General features: G+C 67.8%; 16 protein-coding genes. 8 read left to right on the forward strand and 8 right to left on the reverse strand.

Annotated elements, in window-relative coordinates; genetic code table 11:
- Positions 1–128: 128 nt before the first annotated feature.
- Positions 129–914, forward strand: a complete 786-nt coding sequence (locus ACFWZ4_RS08405; RefSeq protein ID WP_439704263.1) for a 3-hydroxybutyrate dehydrogenase — start codon at positions 129–131, stop codon at positions 912–914.
- A 75-nt stretch (positions 915–989) separates the two neighbouring features.
- Here the strand turns inward: ACFWZ4_RS08405 and ACFWZ4_RS08410 are convergent, their stop codons facing one another.
- The 4 genes from ACFWZ4_RS08410 to radC form a co-directional block, all read right to left on the reverse strand.
- Positions 990–1,742 carry an SDR family NAD(P)-dependent oxidoreductase gene (locus ACFWZ4_RS08410; protein WP_439704264.1) on the reverse strand — a complete coding sequence of 251 codons (753 nt, stop codon included), beginning with the start codon at positions 1,740–1,742 and terminating at the stop codon, positions 990–992.
- Position 1,743: 1 nt separating this feature from the next.
- The gene (locus ACFWZ4_RS08415; protein ID WP_439704265.1) at positions 1,744–2,436 is read right to left on the reverse strand and encodes an SPOR domain-containing protein; all 693 of its coding nucleotides are present in this window, start codon (positions 2,434–2,436) and stop codon (positions 1,744–1,746) included.
- A complete protein-coding gene (argS, locus tag ACFWZ4_RS08420) occupies positions 2,436–4,124 on the reverse strand; it encodes an arginine--tRNA ligase (protein WP_439704266.1) in 1,689 nt (562 codons plus the stop codon). The genes ACFWZ4_RS08415 and argS overlap by 1 nt, the downstream gene beginning before the upstream one ends.
- Positions 4,125–4,611: 487 nt before the next feature.
- Positions 4,612–5,283, reverse strand: a complete 672-nt coding sequence (radC, locus tag ACFWZ4_RS08425) for a RadC family protein (protein WP_439704267.1) — start codon at positions 5,281–5,283, stop codon at positions 4,612–4,614.
- 98 nt (positions 5,284–5,381) lie between these two features.
- On the opposite strand from radC, the gene coaBC reads away from it, so the two are divergent.
- From coaBC to ACFWZ4_RS08440, 3 genes are read left to right on the forward strand one after another with little or no spacing between them, the layout of a single operon-like run.
- The gene (gene coaBC, locus ACFWZ4_RS08430) at positions 5,382–6,587 is read left to right on the forward strand and encodes a bifunctional phosphopantothenoylcysteine decarboxylase/phosphopantothenate--cysteine ligase CoaBC (RefSeq protein ID WP_439704268.1); all 1,206 of its coding nucleotides are present in this window, start codon (positions 5,382–5,384) and stop codon (positions 6,585–6,587) included.
- A complete protein-coding gene (gene dut / locus ACFWZ4_RS08435; RefSeq protein ID WP_439704269.1) occupies positions 6,584–7,039 on the forward strand; it encodes a dUTP diphosphatase in 456 nt (151 codons plus the stop codon). Before coaBC ends, dut begins: the two co-directional genes overlap by 4 nt.
- A gap of 39 nt (positions 7,040–7,078) precedes the next feature.
- Complete coding sequence (locus ACFWZ4_RS08440) at positions 7,079–9,394, forward strand: phosphomannomutase/phosphoglucomutase (protein ID WP_439704270.1); 2,316 nt, start codon at positions 7,079–7,081, stop codon at positions 9,392–9,394.
- 287 nt (positions 9,395–9,681) lie between these two features.
- Here ACFWZ4_RS08440 and ACFWZ4_RS08445 read toward each other — a convergent pair whose 3' ends face one another.
- On the reverse strand, positions 9,682–10,323 hold the full coding sequence (locus ACFWZ4_RS08445; protein WP_439704271.1) for a DUF4124 domain-containing protein: 642 nt from the start codon (positions 10,321–10,323) through the stop codon (positions 9,682–9,684).
- A 100-nt stretch (positions 10,324–10,423) separates the two neighbouring features.
- Positions 10,424–11,071, reverse strand: a complete 648-nt coding sequence (gene pyrE / locus ACFWZ4_RS08450; RefSeq protein ID WP_231322428.1) for an orotate phosphoribosyltransferase — start codon at positions 11,069–11,071, stop codon at positions 10,424–10,426.
- 73 nt (positions 11,072–11,144) lie between these two features.
- Between pyrE and ACFWZ4_RS08455 the strand changes: the two genes are divergently transcribed.
- The 3 genes from ACFWZ4_RS08455 to ACFWZ4_RS08465 all read left to right on the forward strand — a co-directional run bounded on the left by ACFWZ4_RS08455 (position 11,145) and on the right by ACFWZ4_RS08465 (position 13,618).
- On the forward strand, positions 11,145–11,915 hold the full coding sequence (locus ACFWZ4_RS08455) for an exodeoxyribonuclease III (protein ID WP_439704272.1): 771 nt from the start codon (positions 11,145–11,147) through the stop codon (positions 11,913–11,915).
- Entirely contained in the window at positions 11,905–13,200 is a 1,296-nt protein-coding gene (locus ACFWZ4_RS08460) for an AmpG family muropeptide MFS transporter (RefSeq protein WP_439704273.1), read from the forward strand. Before ACFWZ4_RS08455 ends, ACFWZ4_RS08460 begins: the two co-directional genes overlap by 11 nt.
- Before the next feature lie 124 nt (positions 13,201–13,324).
- Positions 13,325–13,618 carry a hypothetical protein gene (locus tag ACFWZ4_RS08465; RefSeq protein ID WP_439704274.1) on the forward strand — a complete coding sequence of 98 codons (294 nt, stop codon included), beginning with the start codon at positions 13,325–13,327 and terminating at the stop codon, positions 13,616–13,618.
- A gap of 10 nt (positions 13,619–13,628) precedes the next feature.
- Here ACFWZ4_RS08465 and ACFWZ4_RS08470 read toward each other — a convergent pair whose 3' ends face one another.
- Together ACFWZ4_RS08470 and ACFWZ4_RS08475 are read right to left on the reverse strand one after the other, a co-directional pair.
- On the reverse strand, positions 13,629–14,759 hold the full coding sequence (locus tag ACFWZ4_RS08470; protein ID WP_439704275.1) for an anhydro-N-acetylmuramic acid kinase: 1,131 nt from the start codon (positions 14,757–14,759) through the stop codon (positions 13,629–13,631).
- A 9-nt stretch (positions 14,760–14,768) separates the two neighbouring features.
- Positions 14,769–16,211, reverse strand: a complete 1,443-nt coding sequence (locus ACFWZ4_RS08475) for an OapA family protein (protein ID WP_439704276.1) — start codon at positions 16,209–16,211, stop codon at positions 14,769–14,771.
- 177 nt (positions 16,212–16,388) lie between these two features.
- Between ACFWZ4_RS08475 and tyrS the strand changes: the two genes are divergently transcribed.
- Positions 16,389–17,600 (forward strand): tyrosine--tRNA ligase, encoded by a 1,212-nt coding sequence (tyrS, locus tag ACFWZ4_RS08480; protein WP_439704277.1) that lies wholly within the window; start codon positions 16,389–16,391, stop codon positions 17,598–17,600.
- Positions 17,601–17,866: the final 266 nt, after the last annotated feature.

Genomic DNA, 17,866 nt, shown 5'->3' on the forward strand with positions numbered 1-17,866 from the left:
ACCGCAGTGCACCTGCGATCGCGTACAGGGTGCGCTCCAACAGAAAGCCGGAACCTTGCACCAAGGTCCGATGGCGGCTGGCGGCGCGCGGCCTACAATCCCGGACTCCCCCCTGCGGAGCACAAGCCATGGCCACTCTCGACGGCAAGGTCGCCCTCATCACCGGTGCCGCCAGCGGCATCGGCAAGGCGATCGCCGAGCTCTACGCACGCGAAGGCGCGATGGTGGCGATCGCCGACATCAACCGGCAGGCGGCCGAAGCCGCGGCGTCGCAGATCAACGCATCCGGCGGCCGTGCGATGGGCGTGGCGATGGACGTTACCGACGAGCAAGCCGTGGATGCCGGTACCGAAGCGGTGATACGGGCGTTTGACCATCTGGACATCCTCATCTCCAATGCCGGCGTGCAGATCGTCAACCCGATCGAAAGCTTCGCCTTCGCCGACTGGAAGAAGATGCTGGCGATCCACCTGGACGGTGCATTCCTCACCACCCGCGCGGCGCTGAAGCACATGTACAAGGGCAACCGCGGCGGCGTCGTGATCTACATGGGCTCGGTGCACTCGCACGAAGCCTCGGTGCTCAAGGCGCCCTACGTCACCGCCAAGCACGGCCTGCTGGGCCTGGCCCGCACGCTGGCCAAGGAAGGCGCGCCGCACAACGTGCGCTCGCATGTGATCTGTCCGGGTTTCGTACGCACGCCGCTGGTGGAGAAGCAGATCCCGGAGCAGGCGAAGGAACTCGGGATCAGCGAAGAGGACGTGATCCGCAACGTGATGCTCAAGCACACGGTCGATGGCGTTTTCACCACGCTGGAGGACGTGGCGCAGACTGCGCTTTTCCTTGCCACCTTCCCGAGCGCGGCGCTGACCGGCCAAAGCTTCGTGGTCAGCCACGGCTGGCATATGCAGTAACGGATTTCGTGGGGCGGGCTTTGGCCCACCGGTTCCTTCCGCACGGTTCTGGTGGGCCGAAGCCCACCCTGCACGTCACTCGCGATGCACCTGGAAGCCGCCGAACGCCTGGCTGGTCGGCATCAGTTCGATGCGGTTGACGTTGAGGTGCTCCGGCAGATTGGCAATCCACCATAGCGTCTGGGCGATGTCGCCCGCGGTGATCGGCTGGGCGCCGGCATAGAGCTTGTCGGAGGCAGCCTGGTCGCCGCCGGTGCGCACCAGGGTGAACTCGGTCTCGGCCATGCCCGGTTCAACCGAGGTCACGCGCACGCCGGTGCCGTGCAGGTCCGCGCGCAGTCCCAGCGAGAACTGCGAGACGAAGGCCTTGGTGCCGCCGTACACGTTGCCGCCCGGATAGGGATAGGTGCTCGCGGTGGAGCTGATGTTGACGATCGCGCCGCGCCGCTCGATCAGCGTGGGCAACAGCAGGCGCGTCAGCGTCACCAGCGCGGTGACGTTGGTGTCGATCATCTGCTTCCACTGCGCCAAGTCCGCCTGCTGTGCCGGCGCCGTGCCCAGCGCCAGCCCGGCGTTGTTCACCAGCAGATCGATGGCCGCGAAGTCGGCGGGCAGGCCCGCGTGTGCGGCGCGCATCGCCGCTTCGTCGCGGATGTCGAAAGCCACGGTGTGCACGCGGCCGGCGCCGTGCCGGTCGAGCAGCTGCTGCAGCCGCTCGGCGCGGCGACCACTGGCGACCACGCGCCAGCCGCCCGCGACGAAGCGGTCCACGGTCGCGGCACCGAAGCCGGAGGTGGCACCGGTGATCCAGGCGACCTTGGCGCTCATGTCAGCGGCCTTCCTTGAGCGCGATCGCCTTGTAGCCCGCGCCGGCCAGGCGGTTCTGCACCGACTCCAGCTCGGTGGCCGATCGGTATGGTCCCAGGCGCACGCGGTGGAAGGTCTGGCTGCCGACCTGCACGGTCTGCACGTTGGCCACGAAACCCTGCAGCGCCAGCTTGGCCTTCAGCGCCTCGGCATCGGCCGCGGCGGGGAAGGCGCCGACCTGCAGCAGGTAGCCGCTGCCGGCGGCCGGCGGTGGCACCGCGGAGGCGGGTGCGGCCTGGATGTTTTCGGTGACCGCGGCCGGTGCGTTCGCGCTGGCCGCCTGTTGCTGCTGCGCCGCGGCCGCCGCGGCCTGCTGCGCGGCCTGCTGCTTCTGCTGCTGCTCGGCGCGCGCCTGGGCGCTGATCTGCTCGTCGGGGATGCGCACTTCCTTCTCCGACAGCACCGAGTAGAAGTCGTACTGCGGCTTCTTCGGCGCGCTCTCGGCCGGCGCCAGGCCCTTGTCGCCGTCGCCCTGCGCGGTGGCCTGCGGGTTTGGCTGCGGGCCGTTGGGCGCCATCGGCAGCATCGAACGGCGGGTCAGCGCCACCATCGCGATCACCCCCACGACGATGCCGATCACGGCCCAGCCCCAGGCGGGGAAGCCACCCTTGCGGTTGCGTACGGCCTGACGACCCTTGCCCTTGCGTGCTGCCATTACATGCTCTCCGGGGCGGAAAGGCCCAGCAGGCCCAGCCCGTTCTTCAATACTTGTCGCGTGGCCACCACCAGCGCCAGGCGCGCATTGCGCAGCGCGGCGTCCTCGACCAGGAACTGGTGCGAGTTGTAGTAGGTGTGGAAGGCATTGGCCAGTTCGCGCAGCCAGCCGGCGAGCAGGTGAGGCTCGAGGTTGGCGGCGGCGGCGTCGACGATCTCGGGATACTTCGAAAGCTCGGTGAGCAGGATCTGCTCGTGCTCGTTGTCCAGCCGCGCCAGTTCGGCCTGGCCCTGATCGAGGTCGACGGCAAAGCCCTTTTCGCCCGCCTGGCGCAGCACCGAGCACACCCGCGCGTGGGCGTACTGGATGTAGTAGACCGGGTTGTCGTTGCTCTGCGAACGGGCCAGGTCGATGTCGAACACCAGCTGCGAGTCGGCCTTGCGCGAGATCAGGAAATAGCGCGTGGCATCGCGGCCGGCCTCGTCGATGAGGTCGCGCAGGGTCACGTAGCTACCGGCGCGCTTGGAGATCTTCACCTCCTCGCCGCCGCGCATCACGGTGACCATCTGGTGCAGCACGTACTCCGGCCAGCCCTTGGGAATGCCGCAGTCGAGCGCCTGCAGGCCGGCTTTCACGCGCGCCAGCGAACCGTGGTGGTCCGAGCCCAGTTCGGTGATCGCGCGGGTGTAGCCGCGCTGCCACTTGGAGCGGTGATAGGCGACATCCGGTACGAAGTAGGTGAAGGTGCCGTCGGACTTGCGCATCACGCGGTCCTTGTCGTCCCCGTAGTCGGTGGTGCGAAGCCACAGCGCGCCGCCGTCCTCGTAGGTGTGACCATGGGCGATCAGCTCGCGCACGGTCTCGTCCACCTTGCCGTCGGTGTAGAGCGAGGACTCCAGGAAGTAGGTGTCGAAGCCGACGCCGAAGGCCTTCAGATCCAGGTCCTGTTCGCGGCGCAGCGAGGCGACGGCGAAGTGGCGGATGGCGTCGAGGTCTTCCGGGTCCCTGGCGCCGGTGACGGTGTGGCCGTCGGCCACCACCGATTCGCCAGCGAGGTACGCCCGCGCCACGTCGGCGATGTAGTCGCCGCGGTAGCCGTCCTCCGGCCAGCCACCGTCGCCCGGGGCCAAGCCGCGGGCGCGCGCCTGCACCGAGATCGCGAGGTTCTGGATCTGCACGCCGGCGTCGTTGTAGTAGAACTCGCGCTTGACGTTCCAGCCGGTCGCTTCCAGCAGGCGGGCCAGGCAGTCGCCGATCGCCGCGGCGCGGCCGTGGCCCACGTGCAACGGGCCGGTCGGGTTGGCAGAGACGAATTCCACGCCTGCGGTGGTGCCCGAGCCCGCGGCATTGCGGCCATAGGCTTCGCCTTCGGCGAAGATGCGCCGCACTTCGGCGTGGTAGGCGCCCGCGCCCAGGAAAAAGTTGACGAAGCCGGGGCCTGCGATTTCGGTTTTTTCCACCAGCGCGCTGGCGGGCAGGGCAGCGACGAGCTTCTCGGCCAGCTCGCGCGGCTTGGCGCGCGCCGGTTTCGCCAGCAGCATCGCCGCATTGGTGGCGAAATCGCCATGCTCGCGGCTGCGCGCGCGCTCCACCACGAACGGGGGAAGCTCGAGGTCGGCGGGCAGGACGGCTTGGTCCTGCAGGGTCCGGATGGCCTGCAGCAGCAGGTCGCGCAGTGCTTGTTTCACGGCTGGGATCGGTAGGCGATGGGAACCGTCAATCCTAGCAGAGCCGGTCAACCATCGACCTTGGCTGCCGGGGCAGCGAACCGGGCCGTGCCGGGCAAAAGGCTGAAGCAATGCCCTGTCGGCTGCGCGCCATCGCCTGAGCCAGGACAAGTCTGTGGATAAGTCTGTGGGGAAAGCGGCGCCAAGGAGCCGCGACAAGGCGGTGCGGCTAGAGGTAAACGGCTTGTAAAGATCACAATCCTTTAAAAACAATGAATTGCAGACGCTGTTTTATGCGGGCCGGCAACTGTTGGTCGGCAAGGCCAATCCAGTCGCGCTGTGCATAACTGGTTTCGCATGATTTCGCGACTGTCAAGGCCTCTGGTCGTCATCGGCCTGTCATCGACCGGTGCCACGCTGGCCCTGTGCCCGCCCTCTCCCCGGCAGGTGCGCTCCCCGGCGGTGCGCCTTTCCCCAGCGCACCGCCTTTTTTTTGGCGGACGGCGGACTACAGCAGTCCACGTTCGGCCATCGACACCGGCGTGCCGTGGCCGATCACCAAGTGGTCGAGCACGCGCACGCCGACCAGTTGCAGTGCTTCGCGCAGCTCCCGGGTGATCGCGCGGTCGGCGGCGCTGGGTTCGGCCACGCCGCTCGGATGGTTATGCGCGAAAATCACCGCGCAGGCGTTGTGCTTCAGGCACGCTCGTACCACTTCGCGCGGATGCACGCTGGCACCATCCACGGTGCCGCGGAACAACTCTTCGAAGGCGAGCACGCGATGGCGGTTGTCCAAATAGAGGCAACCAAACACCTCGTAGGGCAAATGGCGCAGGCGGGCGGAGAGGTAATCGCCGCTGTCGCGCGGGCTGCCCAGGCTGGGCAACGCCTGCAGCTGCTCGCCCAGGCTGCGGCGGGCCAGTTCCAGCGCCGCGACGATGCGCGCGCGCTTGGCCGGCCCCAGGCCGGTCGTGGGACCGGGACCATCGGCGCGACCGAGCAGGGCGGCCAGTCCGCCGGCTTCGGTGAGCAGTTCTCGACCCAGCGCAATCGCGTCCTTGCCGGGCACGCCGCTGCCCAGCAGCACCGCCAGCAGTTCGGCATCGGATAGGGACGCGCTGCCATGCTGCAGCAGCTTTTCGCGCGGACGTTCGCCGCTGGGCCAGTGTCGGATGCTCATCCGGTCGATCCTGCCCGCCGGAGTGCGACCGGCGGCAGCAGTAGGCCTTGATGAATCCGGTAAGCTAGCGCATCGCCCGGTTGTCAGGCCCGTCCTACATGAGTCTTGCCCAACGTCGCATCCTGCTCGGCGTCTCGGCGGGTATCGCCGCCTACAAGTCCTGCGAACTGGTGCGCCGGCTGCGCGAGCAGGGCGCCGAGGTGCGCGTGGTGATGACCGAAGGAGCGACGCACTTCGTCGGCACGACCACGTTCCAGGCCCTGTCCGGCCAGCCGGTGCGGGTTTCGCTGTGGGACGAGGGCGCGGAAGCGGCGATGGGCCACATCGAACTGGCGCGCTGGGCCGAGCGGGTACTGATCGCCCCGGCCAGCGCCGACCTTCTGGCCCGCCTGGCGCACGGCCACGCCGACGACCTGCTCACCACGCTGTGCCTGGCCAGCCATGCGCCGCTGTACCTGGCGCCGGCGATGAACCAGCAGATGTGGGCGCATCCGGCGGTGCAGGCCAACCTGGCCACGCTGCGCGCGCGCGGGGTGATCGTGCTGGGACCGGCCGCCGGCGAGCAGGCCTGCGGCGACATCGGTTCGGGCCGCATGCTGGAACCTGCCGAACTGCGCGACGCGCTGTCCGCTTCCTTCGGCAGTGGCGCGCTTGCAGGCCTGCGGGTGATGGTGAGCGCCGGGCCCACGTATGAGGACATCGATCCGGTGCGTTTCATCGGCAACCGCAGTTCCGGCCGCATGGGTTTCGCCGTGGCCGAGGCGGCGGCCGCTGCCGGCGCGCAGGTGACGCTGGTCGCCGGCCCGGTCAGCCTGCCGACGCCCGCCGGCGTGGCGCGCCGCGTGGACGTGCGCAGCGCCGCGCAGATGCGCGAGGCGGTGCTCGGCGCCGCCAGTTCGGCGGACGTCTACGTCGGTGCCGCCGCGGTGGGCGACTATCGTCCCGCGCAGGTGGCTGAGCGCAAGCTCAAGAAACATGATGGCGCCCCGCTGGTGCTAGACCTGGCCGAGAATCCGGACATCCTCAAGGATCTCGCCGCCATGCAGCCGCACCCGTTCCTGGTCGGTTTCGCCGCCGAGACGCACGACGTGGCCGCGTATGCGCAGGACAAACTCACCCGCAAGGGCCTGGACATGATCGCCGCCAACCGCGTCGGCGCGGGCCTGGGCTTCGAGGCCGACGACAACGCGTTGAGCATCTTCTGGCCGGGCGGTGGCGAAGACCTGCCGCGCGCGTCCAAGCGCGAACTGGCGGCGCGATTGATCGATTGCATCGCGACGCGCTATCGGGCCGCGCGCGCATGATCGACGTCGAACTGAAGATCCTCGACCCGCGCCTGGGCGAGGCCATTGCGCTGCCTGAGGCGGCCACCGCCGGCAGCGCCGGCATGGACTTGCGCGCGGCGATCGAGTCGCCTGTCACGCTGGCGCCTGGCGAGAGCGTGCTGGTGCCCAGCGGCATCGCCATCCACATCGGCGACCCGAACTGGTGCGCGCTGATCGTGCCGCGCTCGGGATTGGGCCACAAACACGGGCTCGTCATGGGCAACCTGGTCGGCGTGATCGATGCGGACTACCAGGGTCCGCTGATGATTTCCTGCTGGAATCGGTCCAACGCACCGTACACCATCGGCGTGGGCGATCGCATCGCGCAGCTGCTGCTGGTGCCGGTGGCCCAGGCGCGGCTTCGGGTAGTGAAGGAATTCGCGCCTTCCGGGCGTGGCGTCGGCGGGTTCGGCTCGACCGGCATCAAGTGAAGCCAGGCATCAACTGACGTTGCGATCGGCGGGGGCGAGATGGCGAGAAACATCGCGAGGGGACGGGGCGCCGACAGCGCCGTGGCATGGCGGCGCCTGCTGCCGCTGGCTGGCGGCACCGTGCTGCTGCTGCTGGGCCTGTTCTGCGCCTGGCAGACCTGGTTGATCGCCAGCGAAAGTGGGGAAGTGGCGCGCGTGCACGCCGCGCAGGACGAGGCCGTGCGCGTGTTGGCGTCGGAGATCGCGGGTGAGCGTAAGCAGGTCGCGCAGGCGGTCGCGGCGCTCGATCCGGCGACCGTGCAGGGCGACCGCGCGCAGCTGGCCGAAGCGTTACGCGCGCGGCTGCCGCAAGCGCTGGATGTCGAGGTGTACAGCGCGGGCCTGGATGAGGTGTTGCACGCCAACTATCGCGAGTTCGGTTACGCCAAGGCGGCGCAGCTGATGGGTGCGCAGGCCGACGACAGCCTGCCCATGCAGACGGTGTCGGAGAAAGGTCAGCGCCGGCTGAGCCTGGTGCAACCGCTGGGCCCGGCGCAACGCCCCCAGGCCTGGATCTGGGTGGAATTGCCGTTCACGCCACTGCAACGCCGTTTCGAGTCCATTGCGCCCGGTGGCGGCCGCATCGACCTGCGCCAGGGTGACGATCGCGGCGAGCTCAGCCTTCTTTCGCGAGGGGCTTCGTCGGCCGAAGCGGAGGACGAGGCCACGCCGGTACCCGGCAGCGCTTTCAGCGTGCGTGCGGCGTTGCCGGCGGCCTTCATCCTGCTGCCGCGCGCCTGGCCGCTGGCGGCATTGCTGGCGCTGCTGGGCATCGGTAGCGGCCTGTACCTGTTCTGGTTGCGGGGTCGACTGGCACCGCGCCAGGAAATCCAATCCAAGGAGATGATGGTGTCCGATGTAGTTCCCGCCAAGCATGAGCCCGCGCCGCCGGTGGTGCGCCCTGGCGCGATGCCGCCCGCAGAGAGCCCGGCCGACGCCGTCGACCCGAGCATCTTCCGCGCGTACGACGTGCGCGGGGTGGTCGGCAAGACCCTGACGGCGCGCGTGGCGCGGCTGCTCGGCCAATCGATCGGCACGCTCATGCGCGAGAAGGGACTGTCGGAAATCGTGGTCGGCCGCGACGGCCGCCTGTCCGGGCCGGAGCTCGCCGGCGCGCTGTCCGACGGACTGCGCGAGGCGGGCATCGACGTGATCGACATCGGCGCCGTGCCTACGCCGGTGGTTTACTTCGCGGCCTACCGCTTCAATACCGGCAGCGGTGTGGCGGTAACCGGCAGCCACAATCCGCCGGACTACAACGGCTTCAAGATCGTGGTCGGCGGCGAGACGCTGTCGGAGGGCGCGATCCAGGATCTCTACCAGCGCATCGCCAACGGCGCGCTGGAGGCCGGCGGCCAGGGCGGCCTGCGCCATGTCGACGTGGTGCCCGACTACATCGAGCGGATCATTTCCGACGTGCAGGCCGAGCGGCGCCTGAAGGTCGTGGTCGACTGCGGCAACGGCATCCCCGGCGCGTTGGCGCCGCAGGTGATCGAGGGCATCGGCTGCGAAGTGGTACCGCTCTACTGCGAGGTGGACGGCACCTTCCCGAACCATCATCCCGATCCGTCCGACCCGCACAACCTGGAAGACCTCATCCATGCCGTGCGCCAGACCGGCGCTGACCTGGGTATCGCCTTCGACGGCGACGGCGATCGCCTGGGTGTGGTCACGAAGGATGGCGAGATCATCTACCCCGACCGCCTGCTGATGCTGTTCGCGCGCGACGTGCTTTCGCGCCAGCCGGGTGCCACGATCATCTACGACGTCAAGTGCACCGGTCACTTGAAGGGCCAGGTGCTGGAGGCGGGCGGCAGCCCGCTGATGTGGCGAACCGGCCATTCGCTCATCAAGGCCAAGATGCGCGAGACGCAGGCGGAACTGGCTGGCGAAATGAGCGGCCATTTCTTCTTTAAGGAGCGCTGGTTCGGCTTCGACGACGGCATTTACGCCGGCGCGCGGCTGCTGGAGATCCTCGCTGGCGACATCGAGGGGCGCACGCCGGAACAGGTCTTCGCCACCTGCCCCAAGGGCGTCTCCACGCCGGAGCTGAAGATTCCGCTCGAAGAGGGCGAGCACTACCGCTTCATCGAGAAATTCAAGGACAAGGCCACCTTCGGCGACGCCACGCTGACCACCATCGACGGCGTGCGCGCCGACTGGCCCGACGGCTGGGGCCTGGTGCGCGCCTCCAACACCACGCCGGTGCTGGTGTTGCGCTTCGATGCGGATAACCCGGCGGCGCTCAAGCGCATCCAGCAGGCCTTCCGCGAGCAGCTGTTCCTGGTCGATCCGGGCCTGAAGCTGCCGTTCTGATGGCGCAGCGGTGGGGTACCACCGCTCGCGGGAAACCGTTGTGGCAGCGCACCTGTGCGCGACCGTGGGGCTACCGGTCGCGCACGGAGCTGCCTTTATTGAAGATTCTCCTGCAGCGGGGATGCCGCATTTCCAGACGGCGCCCATGCGCTTCGTTTAGGCGCTTCGCGAGCAGATGATTCTGATCGATCCGCCTGGAGCCGCCGCCCGGGCGGTCCCGCGAGGGCACCCTGCGAAAGGCCGTCGTCAGGAGCGCACGGCTGCGCTCCTGCATGGCGCGTCAGCCGCTAGTGCCGCTGCTCGTCCTGCGACTTCTTCAGCGCGCGGTAATGCTCCAGCTGCTGCGCGGCATCCTTTTCGGCCGTGTCCCGCCGATCCTGCAGCCGCTCCAGCGTGCCGCGCTGGCTGGAAACCACATTGCGCTGGTCGGCGATGCTGTCGACCAGGAATTTGGGCACCTTCTCCTTGGCGCGCTCGATGTCAGCGGCGCGCCCGAGCAGGTCGGCCAGTGTCTTTTCCTGGCTGTGCAGGTTCAGGCGCGTGGTATTGATCTGCTGGTCGATACTGTCCAGCTCCTCCTGTTGCGCCTGCTTGAGCGAGGCCTCGTCGCCATAGGCGTTGAGCATCTGCAGGTCGGCGCGCCGGCGCGCTTCCTCCGCGCGGCGCTGGGCGGCCTGTTCGGCGGCGATCTTGTCCGCGGCGGCGCGCTCCTCGGGGCTCAGCTGGCGCTCGACGTGGCGCACCACATAGCCCTGGTCGTTGACCAGGTCGTAGCCGTATTTCATCGCCTCGGCGGTGAGACTGTCGCTGTAATGCGACAGGCCCTTCGCGTCGCGCCAGTGGTAGCGGATGCCGGCGGCCTTCTGGGCGTGGGCGGTCAGGACCGTCGTCGCCAGGGCGATGGCGACGACGTAAACGAGCTTGCGCATGGATACCCCCTCCTGGCGGGCAGTATAGCCACCGTGCGGCAACCGCCTAGAGCGTGGCCGAAGGGTGCGAGCAGGCGTGTGACGCCGGTCGCCACTTGGGTTATGCGGACACACCGTAGCGACCGCGGTAATCGAGCAGGCGCGCGTGCTCGGCGGCCAGTTCCGGGCGCTCGCCGGCATACGCGAGCACCTCGTCCAGGCCGGTGATGGCAATCACCGGGATGCCATGGTCGCGAGCCACTTCCTGTGCGGCGGAAAGCTCGCCCTGGCCACGTTCCTGCCGGTCCAGCGCGATCAGCACGCCGGCCGGGGTGGCGCCATGCGCGCGGATCAGCGCCAGCGACTCGCGCACGGCGGTGCCGGCAGTCATCACGTCATCGACGATCAGCACGCGCCCGGCCAGCGGCGCGCCGACCAGCAGGCCGCCTTCGCCGTGGTCCTTGGCTTCCTTGCGGTTGTAGGCCCAGGGCAGGTCGCGGCCGTGGCTTGTGGCCAGCGCGATGGCGGTGGCGGCGGCCAGTGCGATGCCCTTGTAGGCCGGGCCGAACAGCATGTCCACCGGCAACCCTGCACGCACGAGCGCGGCGGCGTAGGCCTCGCCCAGTCGCGCCAGCGCGGCGCCGGAATCGATCCGGCCGAGGTTGAAGAAGTACGGGCTCTGGCGGCCGGACTTGAGCGTGAAGTCGCCAAAGCGCAGCACGTCGCGCGCGAGCGCCAGTTCGATGAAGTCGCGTTGGTAGGGTTGCATGGTGGCCGGCATGGAGATTCGGGAATCGACGGCTATTATCCATGGGTTCCCCAAGCCGAAGAGTCCGCCCCGCATGAGAATCGTCACGCTCAACGCCAACGGCATCCGCTCGGCCGCCAGCAAGGGCGTGTTCGACTGGCTGCGCACGCAGCAGGCCGACGTGGTCTGCCTGCAAGAAACCAAGGCGCAGGAAGACCAGCTCACCGATGCGATGTTCCGTCCGGATGGCCATCACTGCTTCTATCGTGACGCGACCTGCAAGAAGGGCTACAGCGGTGTGGCGATCTACGCGCGCCGCGAGCCCGACGCGGTGCTCACCGAGCTCGGCTGGGAGCCGTTCGATTGCGAGGGACGTTACATCGAGGCGCGCTTCGGCAACCTGTCGGTGGTCTCGCTGTACGTGCCTTCGGGTTCCTCGGGCGAGGAACGCCAGCAGTTCAAGTTCAAGGCGATGGATTTCCTGGCGCCCATCTTCGATGACTGGCTCAACAGCGGCCGCGACTACGTGATCTGCGGCGACTGGAACATCGTCCACACGAAGAACGACATCAAGAACTGGACGTCCAACCAGAAGAACTCCGGTTGCCTGCCGGCCGAGCGTGCCTGGCTGGACCTGCTGTTCCACACCCGCGGCTGGGTCGATAGCTTCCGCGCGATCAAGCCGGAGGCGGTCGAGTACACCTGGTGGTCCAACCGTGGCCGTGCGCGCGAGAACAACGTCGGATGGCGCATCGACTACCAGGTCTGCACGCCGGGCCTGCGCGAACGCATGCGTGCCTGCTCGGTCTACCGCGAGCAGCGCTTCTCTGACCATGCCCCATACACGGTCGACTATGCCGACTGAGACAACCGCCGCTCCGCGCAAGCCCTCGATCTGGCGCGCCTTCGCGCAGCCGGCGGCGGGCACGATGGCGCTGCTGGGTTTCTCCTCGGGCCTGCCGTTCCTGCTCGTGGCCGGCACGCTGGCGTACTGGCTGAAGGAAAACGGGATCAAGCTGGAAGAGATCACGATGATCGCCAGTGCGGGTCTGACCTACGCTTTCAAGTTCGTGTGGGCGCCGCTGCTCGATCACTGGCGCATCCCCGGCTTCGCGCGGCTGGGCCAGCGCCGCGGCTGGTTGCTGTTCGCCCAGTTGTGCGTGACCGCCGGATTGCTTGCGATGGCGCTGCTGACGCCCGATCGACTGTGGCCGTTCGTGGCCGCCACGCTGGTGGTGGCGTTCTTCGGCGCCACCCAGGACATTGCAGTAGATGCCTACCGCATCGAAATCGCGCCCTCGCACGTGCAGGGCGCGCTGGTGGCGACCTATGCCCTTGGCTATCGCATCGGCCTGCTGCTGGCCGGTGCCGTCGCGCTGATCATGGCCGACCACGTGCCCTGGCGCGTGGTCTATCTGGCCATGGCCGCGGCGATGGCGATTCCCGTCGCCACCACGCTGCTGGCGCGCGAGCCGGACGTGCTTCGCCCGCGCCCGACCGGTTGGCGCAATGCGATGCGCGAGAGCGTGATCGAGCCGTTCACCGATTTCTTCCGCCGCTATGGCTGGCAGGCGGCGGGCGTCATCCTGCTGTTCATCCTGCTGTTCAAGATCCCCGAGCAGGCCACCATCGGCGGCATCATGAGCCCGTTCTACCGGGACATGCAGTTCTCCAAGACCGAGATCGGCGCGATCACCAAGATCTACGGCATCTGGATCGGCATCGTCGGCGTGTTCCTCGGCGGCGCGGCGGTAGCGCGCTGGGGCGCGTGGCGTTCGCTGGGCGTGACGATCGTGCTCTGCGGCTGCAGCAACCTGTTCTACCTCGTGCTGATCGGCCACCCGGGTAACCTGGTCGCGCTGACCCTGGTGATCTCCGCCGAGAACCTCACGCTCGGGATGCTGGGGCCGCCGACGGTGGCGTTCCTGTCGATGCTGGTCAACCGCCAGCACACCGCCACCCAGTACGCCCTGCTCAGCTCGCTGGTGAACCTGCCGGGCAAGCTGTTGGGCTTTTTTGCCGGCGGCATTGCCACCGCCGCGGGCTACGGCGGCTACTTCGTGCTCACGGTGGTGGCACTGATCCCGGCGATGCTGCTGTATGTCCTGCTGTGGCCCCGTTTCCGCGCCGCGGAACAGGCCGAAGCCTAGCTCCGGCGACTGGCTGCGGGGCCTGCATAAGGACGGCGGGGGTGCCGAAGGGCCTGCTGCAAACCCCGTGGGTCTGTGCCACCATGCGCTGCCAGCTGGGCATGCGTGACACGGAGCGACGCACGTGCCGGACCTCGTCATACGACACATCGACAGTCTGATGGCCGAGCGGATCAAGACGCTCGCGAAGGACCGCCACTGGTCCATTAACGATGTCGTGCTGCACGCCTTGCGGCATGGACTGGGCCTGAGCGCCGCCGGGCAGATCTCCAGCGAGGCCATGCTCGACCCGGGCAGCCTGGTGCTGGGTGGGCATTGGGACCTGACCGAGAAGGCGGCCTTCCAGGAAGCCATCCAGGCGCTTTCGCTGGCTCGACCGACGCAGTTGGCGCCCGCCCGCGTTGCGACGCTGAGCTAAACCGCCGCGATCATTCCCGCGGAGCCAGGTACAGGGCGCCCAGCACGCGCCGGCCGCGCGCGCCGGTAACCGCCGGCAAGTTGCCGGGCAGCCCGAGCACCCGTTGGCGGGCCAGCCAGGCGAACGCCGCCGCTTCCAGATAGTCCGGATCGATGCCGTGCTCGGCGGTGCTCGCCACGCGTCGAGGCGCCAGCCACTCGGCCAGTCGCGCCATCAATCGGGAGTTGTGTACGCCGCCGCCGCACACGAGGACGTCCGCCGCCGCTGGCGCGTGGGCCTCGATCGCGTCGGCCACCGTATGCGCCGTCAATTCCAGCAATGTCGCCTGCACGTCGGCCGGGGACAGCAGCGCCACACGCGGCTGGCGCAACAACCAGGCGAGGTGGAAGTGCTCGCGGCCGGTGCTCTTGGGCGGCGGCAGCGCGAAGTAGGAATCGGCCAGCAGGGCTTCGAGCAGCGGCGCGTCCACCTTGCCCGCAGCGGCGAACGCGCCGTCGCGGTCGAACGGCTCGCCGCGTTGCTCCAGGCACCAGGCATCGAGCAGGCCATTGGCGGGGCCGGTATCGAAGCCGAGCACCTGCCCTTCCGGGCCAAGCACGGTGATGTTGGCAATGCCGCCCAGGTTGAGTACTACGCGGGTGGCACCCGACTGGCCGAGCAACATGGCGTGTACCGCCGGCAGCAGCGGTGCGCCCTGGCCACCGGCCGCGACATCGGCGCGGCGGAAGTCGGCGACCACGTCGATGCCACAGGTTTCGGCGATGACTGTCGGGTCGCCGATCTGCAGCGTGAAGGGCGCCTCGCCGCCGGGGCGATGGCGAACCGTCTGGCCGTGTGAACCGATCGCGCGCACGGCGGACCGGGCGATGGCGTCGGTCTCCAGCAGCGCCTGCGCGGCCTCGGCGAAGTGGCGCCCGACCGCGACATCCAGCCGCCCGTAGGTGTCCAGATTGAAAGCGGTCAGGTCCTGCGCCAACGCCAGCACGCGCTCGCGCAAGGCATCGGGCCACGGATGGGTGAGGGCCGCGCGCAGTTGAGGCAGGCCTTGTTCGAAGGACACCAGCGCGACGTCGACGCCGTCGGCGCTGGTGCCGGAGATCAGCCCCAAATAGAGGGCCGATGCGTCATCCGCGGTAGCCAAGAGCCGGCGTCAGTCGTCGTTGCGCGTGGCCGAGTGCAGCTGGGCGAGCTTGACGTTGGCGTCCATCGCCTTCAGGCGCGCCAGCTGCGGGCGCACGACCTGGCTCTCGAAGCGGGCCAACTGCGCAGCCGGCAGTGGCTGCGGCTTGGGCAGGGTCACCGTCTGCGGATCGCGCTGCACGCCGTTGACGCGGAATTCGTAGTGCAGGTGGGGGCCGGTCGCCAGCCCGGTCATGCCCACGTAGCCGATCACCTGGCCCTGGCTGACGTGCTGGCCCACGCGCTCCTTGGCGAAGCGCGACATGTGGCCGTAGGCAGTGCTGATGTTCGTGTTGTGCTGGACCACTACGAAATTACCGTAGCCGCGCATCCATCCCTTGAACTTGATTACGCCATCGCCGGCGGCATGGATCGGCGTGCCGCTGGGCGCCGCGTAGTCCACGCCTTTGTGCGCGCGCATGCGGCCCAGGATCGGGTGCATGCGGCCGGCGCTGAAGCGTGAGGAAATGCGGGTGAAGTCCACCGGGATGCGCAGGAACGACTTCTGGATCGGGCGGCCGTCTTCGCTGAACCAGCCATAGCGGCCGTCGGCCTTCTTGAAGCGGTACGCCGTGTAACGATGGCCCTGATTGACGAACTCGGCGGCGACGATATCGCCCTCGGCGAAGTAGCTGCCGTCGCGGTAGACGTCGTCGTAGATGACCGTGAAGCTGTCTCCGTCGCGCAGGTCCTGCACGAAGTCGATGTCGTACTTGAACAGGTCCGCCAGCTTGCCGACCATGCCCTGGCTCATGCCCGCCTTGGCCGCGGCGGCATACAGCGAACTGGTGATGGTGCCGTGGGACACGTGTTCGCGGGTCTCCATGGCGCGCGGCTGGATGTTCAGCGTAGCCTGGTCACCGTCGAAGCGGACCGCCGCGCGGTTGGCTTCATCCTTGTCGAAACGGATGCCTTTCAGACTACCGTCGCTGCCGAGCAGGAAGTCGAATTCCTGATGCGGGCGAATGTTGTGGAACGCGCCCTTGGCGGCGCCGGCCGCGTCCATCACGCGTTGCAGGTCGGCCAGGCTCAGGCCCTGGTTCTGGAAGATGTCCGACAGCGTCTGGCCGGGCTGTACTTGCACCACATGCCAGTCTTCCATCGCGCGGGTGGTCGCGACCGCCGGCGAAACCTTCGGCAGCGTGAGCGGCAGCAGGGTGTGGGCGGCAGGCTGCGGATCAGGCCGCATCGCGCTGGCCCAGGCGGGCAGGAAGAAACCGGAAAGGGCAGTCAGTAGAAGCGCGGTGCCGGCAAGGATCCAGCGCTCGCGATGCCAGCGCAGGGGTTCGGATTCGCCCAGGCGGCTGAAGGACCAATGCGCGCAACGCTCGTAGAAATGCATGTGGCGGCGTTGCGCCTTGCGGCGGATAGCCTGCTTGCGCGCCGCCCGCGCGATCCGGTCACCCTCACCCATGCTCTTCGCCCCGCGTTACAAAGTACTCAGGCGGGGTACCTTAGCCGCCCCGTATAAAGGGCGTCAACGCCTTTCCTTTCAAGGATTTGCGCTAGTTTTCTTATTAACGCACAATTAACGCCATTTTGTGAACGGCGGCCCCTTGTGGCTGTCGACCGATCGGCATAGAGGACAACCATGAACGAGCTTGAGCAGGCGCTGGCGACGATCGCCCGTGGCGCCGACGAAGTCATCAAGCAGGAAGAACTGATCGAGCGCCTGAGGAGCGGTCGCCCGCTGCGCATCAAGGCCGGCTTCGATCCCACCGCGCCGGACCTGCACCTGGGTCACACGGTGCTGCTCAACAAGATGCGCCAATTCCAGGACCTTGGCCACCAGGTCATCTTCCTGATCGGTGACTTCACCGGAATGATCGGGGATCCCACCGGCAAGAACGTCACCCGCAAGCCGCTCAGCCGCGAAGACGTGCTCAGGAACGCCGAGACTTACGCCTCGCAGGTGTACAAGGTCCTCGACCGCGACCGGACCGAGGTGCGCTTCAACTCCGAATGGTTCGGCAAGATGTCGGCGGCCGACATGATCAAGCTGGCAGCGCAGCACACCGTGGCGCGCATGCTCGAACGCGACGACTTTGCCAAGCGCTTTGCCGGCCAGCAGCCGATTGCCCTCCACGAATTCCTCTATCCGCTGGTGCAGGGGTATGACTCGGTGGCGCTGAAGGCCGACGTCGAGCTCGGCGGCACCGACCAGAAATTCAACTTGCTGATGGGACGAGCGCTGCAGGAACACCATGGCCAGCCGCCGCAGATCGTGCTGACCATGCCATTGCTGGAAGGACTGGACGGCATCCACAAGATGTCCAAATCCCTTGGCAACTACATAGGTATCGATGAACCGGCGATCGACATCGTCACCAAGACCATGAAGGTCGACGACGCGCTGATGTGGCGCTGGTTCGAGTTGCTCAGCTTCGAGGTGTCGCTGGACGAGCTGGCGCGACTGAAGCGCGAAGTGGAGAGCGGCGCGCTGAATCCGCGCGATGCGAAGCTGCGGCTGGCGCGCGAGCTGGCCGCGCGTTTCCACGACGCGGCGGCGGCCGAGCAGGCGATTGCCGGCTGGCATGCAGTGGTGCGGGGCGAGGGCGACACTTCACTATTGCCGCTCAGCGAAATCGCCGTGCCCGCCAAAGGCTGGCGCCTGCCGGCGCTGCTCACCGCCGCAGGGCTTACTGCCAGCAACTCGGAGGCCAACCGAAAGCTCAAGGAGCGTGCGGTGCGCATCGATGCGGTCGTGGTGGACGACGCGCAGCGTGTATTCGGTGTTGGATTCGAGGGGGTGTTGCAGGTAGGCAAGCGCAACTTTGCGCGGGTGAAGCTCGTCGCGGGCTAGGCGCCAGGCCGGTTTGCGGGGCGCCGCGGCAGAAAAATAGCCGCGCCCGCTTGCCAACTTCGTGCGCGGTCCCTACTATTCGCGGCCCGTCGCCCAACTCCCCCTGGTCGGCAACTCCCCAAGCAAAATTCTTCGCAAAAGGGTGTTGACGGACCGAGAAAGGAATGTAGAATGGGCGGCTCACCCGGGACGAAACGTCTCGGGGCGATTCTAAAGAAAGAGTCGCAAGTGATTGATCTTTGACAGTGTGCGCAGGTGACTTGTGT

The sequence above is a fragment of the Frateuria sp. GZRe12 genome, from assembly GCF_051900535.1.
Lineage (GTDB): Bacteria > Pseudomonadota > Gammaproteobacteria > Xanthomonadales > Rhodanobacteraceae > Frateuria_A.

Excerpts from the sequence above, each read along its gene's own strand:
- ACFWZ4_RS08445 (WP_439704271.1), bottom strand. The coding sequence starts at position 10,323 with ATGCGCAAGCTCGTTTACGTCGTCGCCATCGCCCTGGCGACGACGGTC.
- ACFWZ4_RS08410 (WP_439704264.1), bottom strand. The coding sequence starts at position 1,742 with ATGAGCGCCAAGGTCGCCTGGATCACCGGTGCCACCTCCGGCTTCGGT.
- dut (WP_439704269.1), top strand. The coding sequence starts at position 6,584 with ATGATCGACGTCGAACTGAAGATCCTCGACCCGCGCCTGGGCGAGGCC.
- pyrE (WP_231322428.1), bottom strand. The coding sequence starts at position 11,071 with ATGCAACCCTACCAACGCGACTTCATCGAACTGGCGCTCGCGCGCGAC.
- ACFWZ4_RS08415 (WP_439704265.1), bottom strand. The coding sequence starts at position 2,436 with ATGGCAGCACGCAAGGGCAAGGGTCGTCAGGCCGTACGCAACCGCAAG.
- radC (WP_439704267.1), bottom strand. The coding sequence starts at position 5,283 with ATGAGCATCCGACACTGGCCCAGCGGCGAACGTCCGCGCGAAAAGCTG.
- tyrS (WP_439704277.1), top strand. The coding sequence starts at position 16,389 with ATGAACGAGCTTGAGCAGGCGCTGGCGACGATCGCCCGTGGCGCCGAC.
- coaBC (WP_439704268.1), top strand. The coding sequence starts at position 5,382 with ATGAGTCTTGCCCAACGTCGCATCCTGCTCGGCGTCTCGGCGGGTATC.
- ACFWZ4_RS08440 (WP_439704270.1), top strand. The coding sequence starts at position 7,079 with ATGGCGAGAAACATCGCGAGGGGACGGGGCGCCGACAGCGCCGTGGCA.
- ACFWZ4_RS08475 (WP_439704276.1), bottom strand. The coding sequence starts at position 16,211 with ATGGGTGAGGGTGACCGGATCGCGCGGGCGGCGCGCAAGCAGGCTATC.
- ACFWZ4_RS08460 (WP_439704273.1), top strand. The coding sequence starts at position 11,905 with ATGCCGACTGAGACAACCGCCGCTCCGCGCAAGCCCTCGATCTGGCGC.
- ACFWZ4_RS08455 (WP_439704272.1), top strand. The coding sequence starts at position 11,145 with ATGAGAATCGTCACGCTCAACGCCAACGGCATCCGCTCGGCCGCCAGC.
- ACFWZ4_RS08405 (WP_439704263.1), top strand. The coding sequence starts at position 129 with ATGGCCACTCTCGACGGCAAGGTCGCCCTCATCACCGGTGCCGCCAGC.